Source organism: Nonomuraea sp. CA-143628 (genome assembly GCF_050942315.1).
In the GTDB taxonomy this organism is placed as follows: Bacteria; Actinomycetota; Actinomycetes; order Streptosporangiales; family Streptosporangiaceae; genus Nonomuraea.
In genome coordinates, this window is sequence record NZ_CP192072.1 from 3,305,326 (window position 1) to 3,319,535 (window position 14,210).

Genomic DNA, 14,210 nt, shown 5'->3' on the forward strand with positions numbered 1-14,210 from the left:
AGCTCCTTAAGGGATGACGGTGAGGAAGAGGGACGACTGTGTGTCGGTTCCGGTGGCGTCCACGCCGTGGCCGCCGGTGTAGTCGCGGCGTTCGTTGCCGGCCCAGTCGGTGATCGGGACGCCGCCGACGTCGAGGTGCTGCCAGCCGGTCCCGTTCCAGCCGAAGCGGTAGATCGTCGTGGGGCTCGGGTAGTAGTCCTCGTACGGTGCGGCCGGCCCGTCGGCCTGCTTCTTCAGCACGTTGTTGAACAGCACGTTGTTCGGCCCCGACGCGCCGGACCACTTGACGGCCTTGGGACCGGCCGACCAGTAGACGGGGAACCACGTGCCGTCGTCCGTGCCGCCGCCCTCGCCCCCGCAGCGCGCGGTGCAACTGCCGGACCTGTGGTCGTACGGCACCGTGCTCCGGTTGAGCTCGAAGAGGTTGTTGCGTTCCCAGCCGCCGTGCAGGTTGATGTCGGAGTCGAACTTGTTGCCGATCGCCACGTTGCCGGAGGCCGACCACTGGAAGGTGAAGTGCCGCAGGCCGGTGGTGGTGTTCCCGGCGTAGACCGAGTCCCACACGCGCGAGCCGCGCAGGTAGCCGTTGCCGCCCTTGCCCTTGTTCCAGGCGCCGTCGAGCGTGTTGTCGACCACCGACAGGTTCTTGGCCTCCTCGGTGACGATGGGGTGCGACCCGGTCATGTGCGTGCGGATGCCCTTGATCCAGGTGTCGGCCGCGTGCTTGACGACGATGCCGTGCATCTCGGCGGCCGGCGCCATGTTGCCGTAGTTGTGCACGGCGGCCTGTTCGTCCAGGCCGGGCATGTCCTGGGTGAGGAAGAAATTCTCGAACCCGACGCCCACCACCGGGTCGATCAGCGGCGCGACCTTGGAGGCGTACACGGTGTCGTCGATGGCCGCGGAGCCGTCCGAGGTCGAGTCGACCGGCACGTCGAATTCGAGGGGCTTGTCGAGCTGTACGGTCTTCGCGGTGGTGTCGACTGCCTTGACCTTGAAGAGCTGCTGCCGCATGTGCAGGTTCTCCATCTCGCCGCTGCCGGCGGGCACGGTCATCTGCGCGTAGAAGTTGCGCGTGTTGGCCGCGCGTACGTTGACGTAGCCGCCCACCTTGATGCCCGCCATCAGCGCCGCCGAGGTGCTCGTGCTCAGGTAGACCGTGTCCTGGCCGGTCTTGCCGGCGAATCCCGGCGTGCCGGGCATGGCGCGCAGCTTGACGCCCGACACCCAGTGCGCGTTGACCGTGCCCTCGAACATGTCCTTGCGGTTGGCCGGGGCGTCGTCGTAGGTCTCGTCGTCCTCGTCGGCGGTTCCGGCGCCGGGGCAGCCGGCCTGCGCGCCGACCCGGTACTGGGCCGCCACGCACCGTGACTCGACCCGGAACAGCCCGCGGCCGGGCCACAGCCAGCCGCCGTTGGCTTTGCCCCACTCCATCGCGGACTGGTCCCAGTCGGAGCCGTCGGAGGTCAGGGTGTCGTACATGGTGGCGGAGCCCGGCCGGTACACGATCTTGGTTCCGGTGGCCGGGTCGGCGCCGGCGCCGGTGATCACCAGGTAGTCGGCGTCCACCTTGATCTCGCCGGTCACCAGCAGTTCGCCCTGGGGAAGCTGGATGGAGCTGAGCTTGTTCGGGGACGCGGTGGGCGAGCACTGTGTCCGTACGAAGTCGATCGCCGCCTGCAGGCCCGCGGTGTCGTCGCCGCCGTCGCCGGGGAGCACGTTGTACGTGGCGGCCAGCGTCGCGGGGGTCAGGCGGCAGGCGGTGTCGGTGGTGTAGTCGGATGCGCCGGGGAGGGGCGCGCCCTCCCGGTAGCCCGCCTTGGACCAGTCGTAGAGCCCTGCCACGGGGGTACGGCGGTTGCCGGCCGTCAGATCGAGGCCGGTGCGCGCCTCACCGTCGGCGGGCGGCGTGGGCGTGACGGTGGGTGTCGGTGTGGGCGTGACAGTCGGCGTGGGGGTTGTGGTGGGAGTCGGGGTCGGGGTCGGAGTGGGTGGCTGTGTGGTCACGGTGAACGTGGCCTCGGCGGAGACCGTGGTCCCGGCCGCGCTCCATCTCGCCTTCAGCTCGTGGCCACCGGTCGAAGCGTTGACCGTCCACTGGTACGGCGCGGTCGTGTCCTTGCCGAGGTAGGCGTTGTCCAGCAGGAACTTCACGCCGTCGGTCACCACGCCCGGATCGACGAGGTCCGCGGTGAAGGGCGCGGTCACGCTGCCCCCGGCCAGCGGGACCCCGTTCACCGCGAGGTACGGGCCATCGGCCCAGGCGACCGGAACCATGCCTAAGCCGAAGACGGCCACCAAGGCGGCCACCGGCCGCCGGCGAAACCTGAACACGTGGGAGTCCTTCCTGTCGGGAAGCGCCGCCGATTCACGGGCGGGTGAATCGTCGCCGCCCTGGCGAGGGAAGTACATGGATCACCCAGTACGCGGGAAACCGTGGGACGGCCCGCCTCCGACCTGCGGGGACGCCCGGAAGACCGGGAAATCCCGGGACACCCGACCCCGGCTCAGCGCACTTCCGGGCGCCGCTGGTGAGCTCAGCGCCGCGCGGCCACACACTTCCGGGCGCCGCTGGTGAGTTCGGCGCAGGCGTAGCCCACCTCCGGCCCGGCCGCGGCGACCATGGGCGTGGCGGCGGCGGAGCCGGCGCGGTCCTTGCCCTTGGCTTCCGCGCCGGCGTCACCGGTGACGTTGACCCGGTCGTAGCGGCGCGCGCCGGTCAGCACGGCCCACGCGGCCCGGCACACCGCGCTGTAGCGCAGTTCGAGCCGTGCGTAGTCCACCTGGACGTACGCGGTGACGACGGCGTCGCGGGCGCAGCCCAAGGGCTCCGCCGTCCGACCGGTGCAGTCGCTCGCCTGGCAGCTGCCCGCCGGGGTGGGCGTACGCGGCCCGGTCGGCGAGGCCACCGGGCGGGAGATCGCACCGGTCAGCACCGCGACCACCAGCCCGATGGCCACCACCACGACCCCGATGGCGAGGATCGCGAGCCACCGCCGAGTCGGTGAGGAGTCCCTGACCACCCTGAAGGGCATGGTCGACTCCGCGTCATCCTCCCCCTCGTCATCCTCCTCGTCCACTCCGGGGCCGTCGCCGGTCGCCGTGTACGCCCCTTCGCCGGCGCGGCCGCCCGACTCGGCGGCCAGCTCCCACAGCGCGTGCAGCCGGGCCTGGTCGGCATCGGCCAACTCGCCCAGCGCGGCCACCACCGCGTACGGGGCGAGCGCCTGGCCGTTGAGGTAGCGGCTCCAGGCCGACTTGCTGCACGCGGTCTTCTTCGCCAGCTGCCCCAGGCTCAGCGAGGTGCGGTCCTTCATGACGCGCAGTTCGCGGGTGAGGTGCCGCATCTCCGGGCTCAGCGAATCGGCCAACGGTCGCCAGGCGCTCACGCATCCCCCGTCCCCCGCGCGCACGCGGCCGAACTCATGGGCGTCATGGACTGATCTCGAGCCGATGATATTCGGAGAAATCACTCGGTATCTGGAGCGACCAGGCATTCGACCACGAGGAGCAGGTAGCCGGCCGGCTCGGCGGTCGAAACTCAGCGAGCCGATCTGCCCTCCGTAACCCAATGGTTGCTTTACGTGTGCTTAGGTAGTCCTTTGACAAGTTTGTGGGCCGGAGTGGGGTTGAAGGGTGTCAAAGTACGGCTGGCGTCACTCGGCGTTCGCGCCTGTGGTGGGCCTGATGGTCTCCGCGCTGCTGTTCGTGGCCGGAGCGGTGGAAACGCTGCTGGTGTCCGTGGGTGCGACCACGGCTCCGCCGGCCGCGGAGGTCGTGGTCACGCTGATCATCGCGGTGTTCCTGACCACCGTTCTCCGGCTCGTCAGGGCCGTACCGGATATCCAGCGGGAGAGTGCCGCGACGGCGCGGGCCGTGGCGAACGTGCAGGCGGTGAAGCCGAACGAGGACACGCTGGTGGGGCGGCGGCTCAAGCTGTTCAAGGAGGCGGCCGAGGCCGGGAACGACTGTGAGGCGGTGCTCGGCGCCCGGTCCGCGCTGGACGACAGTGAGATGGCCAACAAGCACCACCTCGACCACGCGCTCATCTGGGCGCTGCCGGTGTTCGGGTTCATCGGCACCGCGCTGACGATGGCCGCGATGGTCAGCTCCTTCTCGAACGCCCTGGACAACCAGGGGGACCCCAGCGTGCTGATCACCGCGCTCAAGCAGCACGTGCTGCCCGAGCTGGCGTCGGCGTTCGGTGTCACCCTGGTCGCGCTGTTCCTGAGCGTGCTCGCCTTCGGTGGGATGGCGCTGATCGAGCGGGCGGAGCGGGCCAGCGTGGTGGCCGCCGACGAGGTGTTCCTCATCTACATCGCGCGCCTGCCGGTCAAGCAGGTGGCGCCCGCCATGACGGGGCTCACCCAGGAGCTGTCCCAGTCCAGGGGCAGGACCGAGGAGCTGGTCAAGGGCCTGGACGCGCTGCGTACCGCGGTGGAGCGGTTGAGCGCCGCCGAGAGCCGGCCGCAGAAGTACACGCTGGTGAGGGAGCAGTGAGGAAGCGGGCCGTCAGATCGTTCGCGCCGCCGCTCGACCTGCGCTTCATCGACCTGTTCATGTCCATCGTCCTGGCGCTGTCCTTCGTGGCGATCATGCTGACCGTCGTGGCGCGGATGCTGCCGACTGACGTCCCCACGCCGCCGCGTCAGGAGACGCGCCAGAGCGTGGCCCAGCTGCAGAAGCAGCTCGACGCCGCCATGGTGGCCAAGCGGAAGGCCGAGACCGAGCTGCGCACCACGCAGGCGCAGATCGCCGAGCAGACCGCCTTCGCGCTGCCGTGGTGGCTGATCGGGTTCTGCGCGCTGCTCGGCGTGCTCACCGTGTTCATGAGCTGGCGGATCCGGCTGTGGAACAAGGGGAATCTACCCCGACTGCGGAGCTGGCTGATGGTCACCGTGGTAGTGGCGGCGGTGACGGTGGTGATCAGGTCGCTGAGCGACAGTGACGGCTATCTGCTGCTCGCCGAGATTCCCTGGTGGGGGGCCGACGCTCTCTGTCTCGGGCTGTTGCTGGTCGCGTACGTGCTGATCTCCGACATCCGGGCCAGCCACGCCGCGCTCGGCCAGATCAGGGTGCGGGCGGCGAGCGGCTCGGTCCCGGAGCGGTAGCGGACTACGGTTTGCGGGCGACTCCGGCCAGGACCCAGGCTCGCTTCGTCTCCTGGTCGGAGACCGGGGTGCTGGAGCGCCACTTGCGGACGTAGATGAAGCCGGGTTCGACGAGCTCCAGCCCGTCGAAGAAGCGCACCGCCTGGTCGCGGTTGCGCGGGCCGCCCTTAGGCCGGTTGAGCGCCTCCCGGAAGACGTCGGCGATCTGCTCGGCTATCTCGGGGCGGCCGTCGAAGACGGCGTGGGTGAGGCAGAGGAAGCTCCCGGGCGCCAGCCGCTCGCACAGCCGGGCCACGTGCTCGAACGGGCCGTCCTCGTCGGGGATGTACTGGAGCGCGCCAAAGATCAGGACGCCGACAGGCCGGTCGAAGTCGATCAGTCGGCTCAGGGTGGGATGGTCCAGCATGGCGTCGGGGTGGAGGATGTCCCCTTCGATCACTCCCGTGCGCTCGTTGGTGGCCAGCAGCGCCCGCGCGTGGTTGAGCGCGACCGGGTCGTCGGCGACGTAGACGACGTTGGCGTCCGGGTCGAGCGACTGGGCCACATCGTGGACGTTCCGCTTGGTCGGCAGCCCGGAGCTGACATGGACGAACTGTGTGACACCCTGCTCGACCAGGTAGCGCACGACCCGTTCGCGGAACTCCTGGACGTACTCGCCCATCAGCTTGGCGTCGGGGATCAGCGCCAGGACCCGCGCGGCGGCTTCGCGGTCGGCGGCGAAGTTGTCCTTGCCGCCGAGGAAGTAGTCGTTCATGCGGGCGACGCTGGGAGCGTTGGCCGACACCCCTGGCCGTCGGGGCGTGTCATTCATGTGTCATCTCCCTCGCTCCCACCCGGCTAAGAGGACAGTAGCAAGCCAAGGCCCGTCCGGGAGGTCTTGTCCTGGTTTGTCCTGGCAGAGACTCATGAAAAGTTCATCCGCCGCAAATGGCGTCCCAAGGGGTGTTTCTTAACTTTGCTGGCGTAAGGGAAGTTCGACTCTTCGGAAGGCGACCACGTGGGACACGATCATGAGGGCCAGCGCGTCAGCCGGCGGCGGCTGATCACCGGGGTCAGCTCGCTCGGACTGGGCAGCCTGCTCGCCGCCTGCGGCCAGGACGCGCCGGCGGTGACCACCTCGACAGGGGCGAGCGTGTCTCCTACGGCGACCACGTCCAAGGATCTCACCGCCCTGTTCGCCGACGCCAACACCTGCACGCTGACCGCCACCACCACGCAGGGCCCCTACTACTTCGACGCGGACAAGATCCGCAGCGACATCCGGGAAGACCGGAAGGGGACGCGGCTGCGCCTGGCGGTCAAGGTCCAGGACAGCGAGACCTGCAAGCCGCTGGGGAACGCCGTGGTGGAGATCTGGCACTGCGACGCGGCCGGGCTCTACTCGGGAGCGGAGTCGCAGTCGACCGGTGGCGGCGGCCGGCCCGGCGGTACCCCGCCGACCGGTGCCCCGCCGAACGGCGGCCCGCCCACGGGTGCCCCGACCGGTGAGACCAGCGCGAACGACCTGACCCCGACGGACGACAAGCGCTACCTGCGCGGGGCCCAGGTCACCAACAGCAAGGGGGTCGTGGAGTTCACCACCATCTGGCCGGGTTGGTACCGGGGACGGACGGTGCACATCCACGCGATGGTGCATTTCAGCAACGCGCGGGTGCTCACCACCCAGGTGATGTTCGACGAGGCGCTCAACACCAAGGTCTTCACGCGGTCGCCGTACGCGGCGCACACCGGCCGGGACACCTTCAACGACGGCGACACCATCTACAAGGACAGCATGCTGCTGAAGGTCACCGAGGAGGACGACGGCTATCTGGGGGCGATCGTCTTCTCCGCCGACTCCGACAAGGACGGCAAGTGATCAGGCCCCGGCCTCGGGCGGGCGCGGGCAGCGATCAGGCTCCTTCCTCGGGCGGGCGCAGGCGCCGCAGGGCCTCGTTGACGCTCTCGCCCAGGCCGGTGGCGATCGGGTTGCCGTCGGAGTCGCGGGCGACGGCGGAGTAGGCCGGTCCCGGCAGCTCGGTCAACAGGATGGTGTTGCCGTCGCGCAGCAGGTCCTCCGGTGCGAGGCGGTGTTCGCGCTGGTCGGCCAGGTCGCGGGCGGCGACCAGGGCGGCCACGGGGGCGCGGTGGCGGGTCAGGAGTATGGGGCCGCTGTCGTGCGGCTGGGCGGCCTGTCGTACGAGGTCGCCGAGCTTGCGGCGGACCGCTGACAGCGGCAGGGTGGGCAGGCCGGTCAGCGGCCCGGACACCCCGGAGAGCGGGACCAGCGCGGCCCATTCCCAGCGTTCGCGGGTGATCAGCGTCGTCTCGCCGTCCTGGGCGGCGCGCACCAACCGGCCCCAGTGGACGCGCGCCTCCTCTACGCCGAGCGGGGGGCCGAGCCGGGCGACGAGCTCTTCATAGACGGTCGGGGTGTCGTACATTCGAAAAATGTAAGCCGCCTTACCGATAAAATGCAAGTCGCCTTACAAAAGTCAGGCTCGAAAAGCGGTTGCGGCCATGAATAGCGTGGGCGGCATGGAGGCACTGGTGGAATCGTTCGTGCGGGACGGCTTTGTGAAGCTGACGATCGGAACGCGCGAGCAGGGTGAGGCCACGCAGGCGCTGCTGTGGCAGCAGATCGGCCTGTCGCCGGACGAGCCCGAGGGATGGCGCGAGCCGGTGGTGTGGGCCGCGGACATGACCGGGTATGGGCCGTTCGGCGAGTTGGTCAGGTCGCCCGAGCTGGCGGCGGGCTTGGACGCGGTGTGCGGGAAGGGCGGCTGGCAGCCGCGTGGCGCGGTGGGCAACATCCCGATCCGTTTCCCGCGGCGACCGCCGGCCGACGACCGAGGCTGGCACCTGGACGCCAACGTGTCGCGGCCTGACGGCAGCTGGGGGGTGACCGTCCGCTCGAATACCCTCCTGGTGCTGATGCTGTTCTCGGAGGTGGGCGAGTCGGACGCGCCGACCCGGGTCAGGGCGGGGTCGCAGCGGGACAGCTTCGGGGCGCTGGACGAGCAGCAGGTGTACGACCACATCACCGCGGGCGGGCTGGTGGACGCGGCCAGCAAGGACCGGCCGGTGGCGCTGGCGACCGGCTCGCCGGGCGACGCCTACCTGGTGCATCCGCTGACCGTGCACGCCGCCCAGGAGCATCTGGGGGAGAGGCCCAGGTTCATGGCGCAGATGCCGTTCATGCTGACCGAGCCGTTGGACCCGGCGGCGGACACGCCTCTGGCCAGAGCGCTCCGCTGAGACCTGTCACCGACCGCGCGGCCGCCACTGGCTCGACTTGACGGTCATCGGGGGTCGATCGGTGTCAGGGGCGGGGTTCCGGCCTCGATGGCGGCGGCCGCGTCCAGGCACAGGTCCTCGCGGAAGCGCGGTCCGATGATCTGTACGGCCTGCGGCAGCCCGTCCGCCAGACCGGTCGGGACGGCGACCGACGGCAGCCCCAGCAGGTTGGCCACCACGCTCATGCGGAGCGCAGCCGGCCACCCGGCCAGCCACTCGGGATCGAGGTCGGCACCCACCGGGAACGCCGGGATCGTGCAGATCGGCGCGAGGACCAGCGGGGTCGAGGCCGTCCAGTCGGCCCAGGCCCGCGCGATGGCGGCGCGTTCCATCATCGGGTCGAAGGCGGCCCGCCCGCCCGCTCGCGTCCAGACCTCCTCGTAGGCGGCCCAGAACTGGACGAACCCCTTGGAAGCGACCGTCTCGACGGGTGGCTGCTCCTCGTGGACGCGGCTGTAGGAGGACATGATCTGGGCGTAGATCTCGGAGGCCCGGTCCAGGGCGGGCGGCAGGCTCTCCGTCACCCGGTACCCGGCGTCGGTGAGCAGCTTGGCCGCCTGCCGTACGGCGGCGGTGACCTGGGGGTCCGCGTCGAGGCCGGTGACCGCCGCCACGCCGATCGGCGCCGCCGGGGCGGGGCCCCGCAGGGGCACCGGGGCGTACCAAGGATCGCCGGGCGCGTGGCCGCACATGTGGTCGAAGGCCAGCCGCAGGTCGGCCACCCGCCGTGCGATCGGACCGTGCACGGCCAGCAGTTGGAAGGCGAACGGCGACGCCTGCCCGCGCTGGGCGATCCGGCCCAGCGACGGCTTCAGCGCGGCGACGCCGCAGCACTGGGCGGGCCAGCGCAGCGAGCCCGCGCCGTCGTTGCCGATGCCGAGCGGGGTCAGGCCGGTCGCCACCGCGGCCGCGTCGCCGCCGCTGGAGCCGCCCGGCGTGTGGCCGGCCGACCAGGGGTTGCGGGTCGCGCCGCGCAGGTCGTTGTCGGTGTGCCAGCGGATGCCGAACTCCGGCATGTTCGTCCGGCCGATCGGGATCGCGCCGGCCGCGCGCAACTGGGCGATGTGCTGGGCGTCGCGCGAGGCGACGGCGTCACGCAGGGGGACGATGCCGAGTGTCGTCGCCGAGCCGGCCACGTCGACGTTCTCCTTGACCGTCATGGGGACACCGCAGAGCGGGCCGGGCGCCGTGCCGTCGCGCAGGGCCCGGTCGGCCGCGTCCGCCGCGTCGAGGGCCTGCTCCTCCAGCACCACCGTGATGGCGTTGACCTGCGGATTCACCTCGGCGATCCGCGCCAGATGGGCCTGGACCACCTCACGGCCGGACACCTCGCGGGCGCCGATCAGCCGCGCCAGATCTCCGGCGGCCAGTTCCCATAGCTCAGCCACAACATCCTCCTCAGGGGGTTGGCGGTGCCGAGGAATCTAGGGCGAGAATTCGGGAAGAGGCAGTCTTGTCTTTCCCGGCCGCTTCAGCCGGTCGGAGAACGCGCAGGTGGGAGCGGCAGGAAAAAAGGGCCGGAGGCGATCGCCTCCGGCCCTTCGGAATATCCGGCTAGTTATGCCGGGTGGTCTTGCGCCAGGTGAAACCACCCGGCAGGTTGACGGATATCGTGCGGCGGCCGTCCGCCGTGCGGGTGACGCGGAACAACCGGTTGCCCCAGCTGTGCCCGACGCCGCCGCGTGACAGATTGAGCCTGAACGGCCCGAGCTTGATCGACTTTCGGTAGCTCCAGCCCATCGAGGTTCCCTCCATGAGATCGCGAGGGCTCCCAGCTACCCGAAAATTTGCGAAATATCGGGTTTAGTGTGGTGGTCACTCCACTGTCACCGTCGCGCTCGCCGGGACCGTGGTGCCCGCCACCTGGCCGGTCACCGAGAAGGTGCCGGGGGAGGCGTACGAACCGGGATCGATCGCCGCCCACGTGACAGCGACCGAGCTGTCCTTGGACCCGTCGTTGTACGTGGCCACCACGGTCGCCGGCAGCGACGGCGCGGTGCCCGCCCGGGTCCGCACCGCCTCCTCGGCGATCGAGGTGATGGTCACCGCCGGACTCGTCCTGACGTACACCGTGGCCTCCACGGGCGAGCGCAGACCCTCGGCGAGCCCGGCGACCTTGAAGCTGGTGCCACCGGTCTTGACCTGGTCGGCGGTCACCTGCTGCCACGTCACCGCGGCCTGACCCCGGCCGCCGTCCGCGTACAGCGTCTCCACCTTGGCCGGGAGCCGGGGCAGCGTGCCGGCCACCGTCGGGACGTACACGGGCCGCACCGAGTCCGGCGGCACCGCGTACGCCTTCCACTCCAGCACGCCGACGGACGCCGGCCCGGAGACCAGTTCGGCGCGCAGCTTCGTCGTCGTCACCGTGTCGAACGAGACCGTGTTGTAGGCGTCGGCCGCGGTCGGGTAGGAGGCGGCGCCGGTCACGTCCTCGAAGGAGTCGCCGTCCCATGCCTGGATCTTCCACGACGCCGGGACGCGGACGCCGCCGCCGTCGTCGAAGAAGTACAGGTCCGCCTTGTTCACCCGTACCGGCGAGGGCCAGTCGAGCTGCACCCACTGCGTGCCCTCCTGCGGCCAGGTGCCCCAGCGCGGGTTGGCGCCGTCGTTGGAGCGCGGCGGCTCGATGCCGTCATTGATCGCCGTCACCTTCTCCCACGGCGAGGTGTAGGAGGCGGTCGGCGTCGCGTACGGCGCCACGTTCACCTGCGTGCCCAGCGCGCCCACCGTGACGGCGACCGTGCCGGACGCCGACTTGGCGCCGTCGGAGGCGGTCAGCTTCAGGTGGTACGTGCCCGCCTCGGTGAACGACGCGACCGTGGCCGGGCTCGCCGGATCGGTGAAGAACGCCTGGCCCGGCCCGTCGACGACGCTCCACGTCATGCTGAGCGTCCCCGACGGCAGCCCGTCGTCCTTGACGACCGCGTCCAGCCTGGCCTGCCCGGGGCGGTTGAAGGTCGCGTCCTGTACGGCCAGCACGTACGGAGCCCGGTTGCTTGTGGACGGCGGGGCCGAGCCGGTCGCGTACGCCTGCACCTCCTTCAACCCCGTCGAGTAGCCCGGCCGATGGCTGACCAGCACGCGCAGCTTCTGGGCGGTGAGGGACCTGAAGCGGACCTCGTTGAGGTTGGCCCGGGGATAGACCGGGTCCTTGGCCTGGCCGGGCACGTCCTTCCAGGTGGAGCCGTCGAGGTACTGCACCGAGTACAGGGCGGGCTCGCTGTAGGTCTTGCGGTCGTTGTAGAAGTACAGCCGCAGCCGGTCGACGGGCCGGGCCGAGCCCAGGTCCACCTCCAGCCAGTCCTGCGCCTTGCCGGAGCCCTTGCTGCCCCAGTACGGCTCGTTGATCGTGAACCCGTCCACCGCGCCCGCCGGGTCCCCGTAGGAGGCCGTGGCGGACTTGACCAGGTTCGGCCGGGTGGAGCCGAGATCGACCCCGGCCTTCTGGAACAGGTCCTCGACCCGGTCACCTGACAGTTTCACCTCGGCCGGGGCCTTCATCGACCGCGCCGCCTCGGCGTGCACGACCGTCCCGCCCTCGACCTTGCCCGTCGCCGGGTCCCAGACCGCGTGCGCGAGCCCGGACAGCGTGACCTTGCGCTTGCCGTCGATGAGGATCGAGTAACCCTCGGGCACGCCCGCATAGTGCGTTTTGCCGTCGCCGGGCTTGTCCCAGACGATGCTCAGGTCGCTGCCGCGATAGTTGATGCCGTTGACGGTGAAATGGTCCCAGCCGATGTCGACCGGCCAGAGCTCGACCTTGCCGTCGGAGCGCGGGCGCAGGCCCATCACGTCCTCGATGACCGTCCAGTTGCTACTACCGAGGATCGTATGGTGAATCCACGACCGGTAGTCGATGGTCTTGGTGGCGGGATTCCAGTTCGACCAGAACTCGTTGGCGTCCGGGTAACGGGTGTCGCCGCCGACGAACTGCGACCAGGCGTTCCAGTACAGCAACTGCTTGTATTTGTCGGCCGTGATGTACGGCGAGGTGTATTCGCGCAGCGCCCTGGAGAACAGCGAGAAGTTCCGGGTCGAGTTGATCTGCGAGAAGTTGTTCGACCCCGGATGCCCCTGCGCGGCCGCCTCCGCCTTGTCCTTTTGATTAGCGGTATAGGCCGGGAAAATCGGATATTCAGCTGGGTCGGCCCATAGGCGGAGCGCCTCCCGATATTTCGGGTCGTCCGTCGGGACGAGGCCGGTGGCGAACGGGATGTAGTTGTTCGATTCCTTCCACGGGATCAGGTTGCCCGTCTGCAGGTCGCGGTGCTTGAACAGCTTGTTCTGGTCGTCCCAGAGCAGGGTGAGGATGCCGTTCTTCACCTTGTCGGCCACGCCCCGCAGCTCGGCGGCCTTGGCGGTGTCGCCGATCAGCGTGTACGCCTGTGCCGCCGCCATCGCGTTGGCGTAGACATAGGCGCCCTCAAGCCGCTCGTTCGCCCGGTTGTAGTAGTGGAAGGACACCGCGTCGGCGTCGTTGCCGGTCATCGCCTCCCAGTCGTACTCGATGACCCCGTTCTTGTTGGAGTCGTAGGCGTTGAGCTGCCCGTAGACGTCCTTCTCCGCGTAGCGGGCGAGGTTGCGCAGGATCGCGGGCTGGCCGCCGTGGAGTTGGTAGCTCTCCAGCGCGGAGGCCGAGATGTACTGGGTGTAGCTGTTCGACCAGTTCTCCGGATCACCCGGGTTATCCGTATATTTCGAGTTACGCGATACTTCGCCGGCCGACACCCACGGGCCGTACGAGTAGATCGGGTCCCGCAGATACTTCAGATCCTGCAGGAACATCGGCACGGTCAGCACGATCGCGTTGTTGTAACCGAGCGCCCCCTCCACCGACGTCGGGAACTGGAAGTCGTTGCCCGGGATGTCGGCGTCGAGGAAGTTGAACCGCATCAACCACCAGCGGTAGTAGACGAACTTCTTGATGTTGGGGTCCGGCACGTCGATGTAGGGCAGGTTCTCCGCCCACCAGGCGTTGTAGTCCTGCAGCTGCCGTCGCAGCGCCTTCTCCGGCGAGCGGCCCTTGTAGCCGTCATACTCGCCGCGCGACCCGGCCAGCTCCTCGGTGACGAACCCCATCTGTACCTTGGTCCACACGGTCTTGCCCGGCTTGACCGAGAGCGTCCCCTTCAACGCGCCGTCCGCGACCTTCATGCCGTCGCCGCTGAGCCGGGGGAAGATCGTGGTCAGCCGGTTCTTCGCGGCCACCACGCCGGTCAGCTCACGGTCGCCGTCCGCGGTCTTCGTGTACGGAGAGGTCACCGTGACCGGCACCTCCAGTTTCGCGGTGCCCCTGTTCGTGACCGCGAGCGTGGTGACCGCCACGTTCTCGTGCGTGATGAACTTCTTGACGGTCACGGCCAGATCGCCGCCCGCGTACTGGCCGATCCAGTGGCTGGGCATCTGCAACCGCTTGCTTACGTCCTCCTTGAGGTCCGTGCCGAGCGAGACGCTGTAGGCGTCGCGGTTGTCGATGCTCTCCCAGTACGCCACGCTGCCGCCGAAGCCGATGACCGACGGGTCGTGCTCCTTCATGAACAGCGCCCGGCCCCGCGACATCAGCCACGTGCCCGCCGGGTCGTCGCCGGGGCGGGCCAGCATGCGGTCGATCCAGTACGAGTCGCCGCCCTTCTCCTTCTTGTAGATCTCCTCCATCATCTTGCGCGGCTGGTAGCGGACGGGCTCGGCCGGGACGGGGTCGGCGCCGGTGAACACCGGCATGCCGAGATCATCCTGGACGGCCGTGGCCGGGTTCGCGGCGGCCAGCAGGCTGCCCGCGACGGCTAAGGCGGCCAGGCCGGAGAGGGTCTTGCGCACAGGGTT

The 14,210-nt window shown here is 69.6% G+C and carries 11 protein-coding genes; 4 read left to right on the forward strand and 7 right to left on the reverse strand.

Translation table 11 applies throughout. The annotated features are described in order from the left end of the window. Window positions 1–6 precede the first annotated feature (6 nt). Complete coding sequence (locus tag ACQP2T_RS15465) at window positions 7–2,334, reverse strand: hypothetical protein (RefSeq protein WP_433516825.1); 2,328 nt, start codon at window positions 2,332–2,334, stop codon at window positions 7–9. A gap of 203 nt (window positions 2,335–2,537) precedes the next feature. Beyond that, a complete protein-coding gene (locus ACQP2T_RS15470) occupies window positions 2,538–3,389 on the reverse strand; it encodes a helix-turn-helix domain-containing protein (protein ID WP_433516826.1) in 852 nt (283 codons plus the stop codon). 247 nt (window positions 3,390–3,636) lie between these two features. On the opposite strand from ACQP2T_RS15470, the gene ACQP2T_RS15475 reads away from it, so the two are divergent. Together ACQP2T_RS15475 and ACQP2T_RS15480 are read left to right on the forward strand one after the other, a co-directional pair. Further along, window positions 3,637–4,500 carry a hypothetical protein gene (locus tag ACQP2T_RS15475; protein ID WP_433516827.1) on the forward strand — a complete coding sequence of 288 codons (864 nt, stop codon included), beginning with the start codon at window positions 3,637–3,639 and terminating at the stop codon, window positions 4,498–4,500. Continuing rightward, a complete protein-coding gene (locus ACQP2T_RS15480) occupies window positions 4,497–5,111 on the forward strand; it encodes a hypothetical protein (RefSeq protein WP_433516828.1) in 615 nt (204 codons plus the stop codon). The genes ACQP2T_RS15475 and ACQP2T_RS15480 overlap by 4 nt, the downstream gene beginning before the upstream one ends. A gap of 4 nt (window positions 5,112–5,115) precedes the next feature. Here ACQP2T_RS15480 and ACQP2T_RS15485 read toward each other — a convergent pair whose 3' ends face one another. Then, entirely contained in the window at window positions 5,116–5,922 is an 807-nt protein-coding gene (locus ACQP2T_RS15485) for an SAM-dependent methyltransferase (RefSeq protein WP_433516829.1), read from the reverse strand. 186 nt (window positions 5,923–6,108) lie between these two features. On the opposite strand from ACQP2T_RS15485, the gene ACQP2T_RS15490 reads away from it, so the two are divergent. Further along, window positions 6,109–6,969: an intradiol ring-cleavage dioxygenase gene (locus tag ACQP2T_RS15490; protein WP_433516830.1), complete on the forward strand. Its 861-nt coding sequence runs from the start codon at window positions 6,109–6,111 to the stop codon at window positions 6,967–6,969. A gap of 34 nt (window positions 6,970–7,003) precedes the next feature. Here ACQP2T_RS15490 and ACQP2T_RS15495 read toward each other — a convergent pair whose 3' ends face one another. Further along, on the reverse strand, window positions 7,004–7,534 hold the full coding sequence (locus ACQP2T_RS15495; protein ID WP_433516831.1) for a hypothetical protein: 531 nt from the start codon (window positions 7,532–7,534) through the stop codon (window positions 7,004–7,006). 94 nt (window positions 7,535–7,628) lie between these two features. Here ACQP2T_RS15495 and ACQP2T_RS15500 point away from each other — a divergent pair, with 94 nt between their 5' ends. Further along, window positions 7,629–8,348, forward strand: a complete 720-nt coding sequence (locus ACQP2T_RS15500; protein WP_433516832.1) for a phytanoyl-CoA dioxygenase family protein — start codon at window positions 7,629–7,631, stop codon at window positions 8,346–8,348. A gap of 44 nt (window positions 8,349–8,392) precedes the next feature. On the opposite strand, the gene ACQP2T_RS15505 is transcribed toward ACQP2T_RS15500, so the two are convergent. From ACQP2T_RS15505 to ACQP2T_RS15515, 3 genes are all read right to left on the reverse strand, one after another. After that, window positions 8,393–9,775, reverse strand: coding sequence for an amidase (locus ACQP2T_RS15505; RefSeq protein ID WP_433516833.1), 1,383 nt, complete (start codon window positions 9,773–9,775; stop codon window positions 8,393–8,395). 166 nt (window positions 9,776–9,941) lie between these two features. Then, window positions 9,942–10,142, reverse strand: a complete 201-nt coding sequence (locus tag ACQP2T_RS15510) for a DUF4236 domain-containing protein (RefSeq protein ID WP_357939902.1) — start codon at window positions 10,140–10,142, stop codon at window positions 9,942–9,944. A gap of 60 nt (window positions 10,143–10,202) precedes the next feature. Then, window positions 10,203–14,204 carry a galactose-binding domain-containing protein gene (locus tag ACQP2T_RS15515; protein WP_433516834.1) on the reverse strand — a complete coding sequence of 1,334 codons (4,002 nt, stop codon included), beginning with the start codon at window positions 14,202–14,204 and terminating at the stop codon, window positions 10,203–10,205. Between the last annotated feature and the right edge of the window lie 6 nt (window positions 14,205–14,210).

Bases quoted from the DNA above. Each gene is read 5' to 3' on its own strand.
- ACQP2T_RS15485 (WP_433516829.1), bottom strand. From the start codon at position 5,922: ATGAATGACACGCCCCGACGGCCAGGGGTGTCGGCCAACGCTCCCAGC.
- ACQP2T_RS15495 (WP_433516831.1), bottom strand. From the start codon at position 7,534: ATGTACGACACCCCGACCGTCTATGAAGAGCTCGTCGCCCGGCTCGGC.
- ACQP2T_RS15500 (WP_433516832.1), top strand. From the start codon at position 7,629: ATGGAGGCACTGGTGGAATCGTTCGTGCGGGACGGCTTTGTGAAGCTG.
- ACQP2T_RS15510 (WP_357939902.1), bottom strand. From the start codon at position 10,142: ATGGAGGGAACCTCGATGGGCTGGAGCTACCGAAAGTCGATCAAGCTC.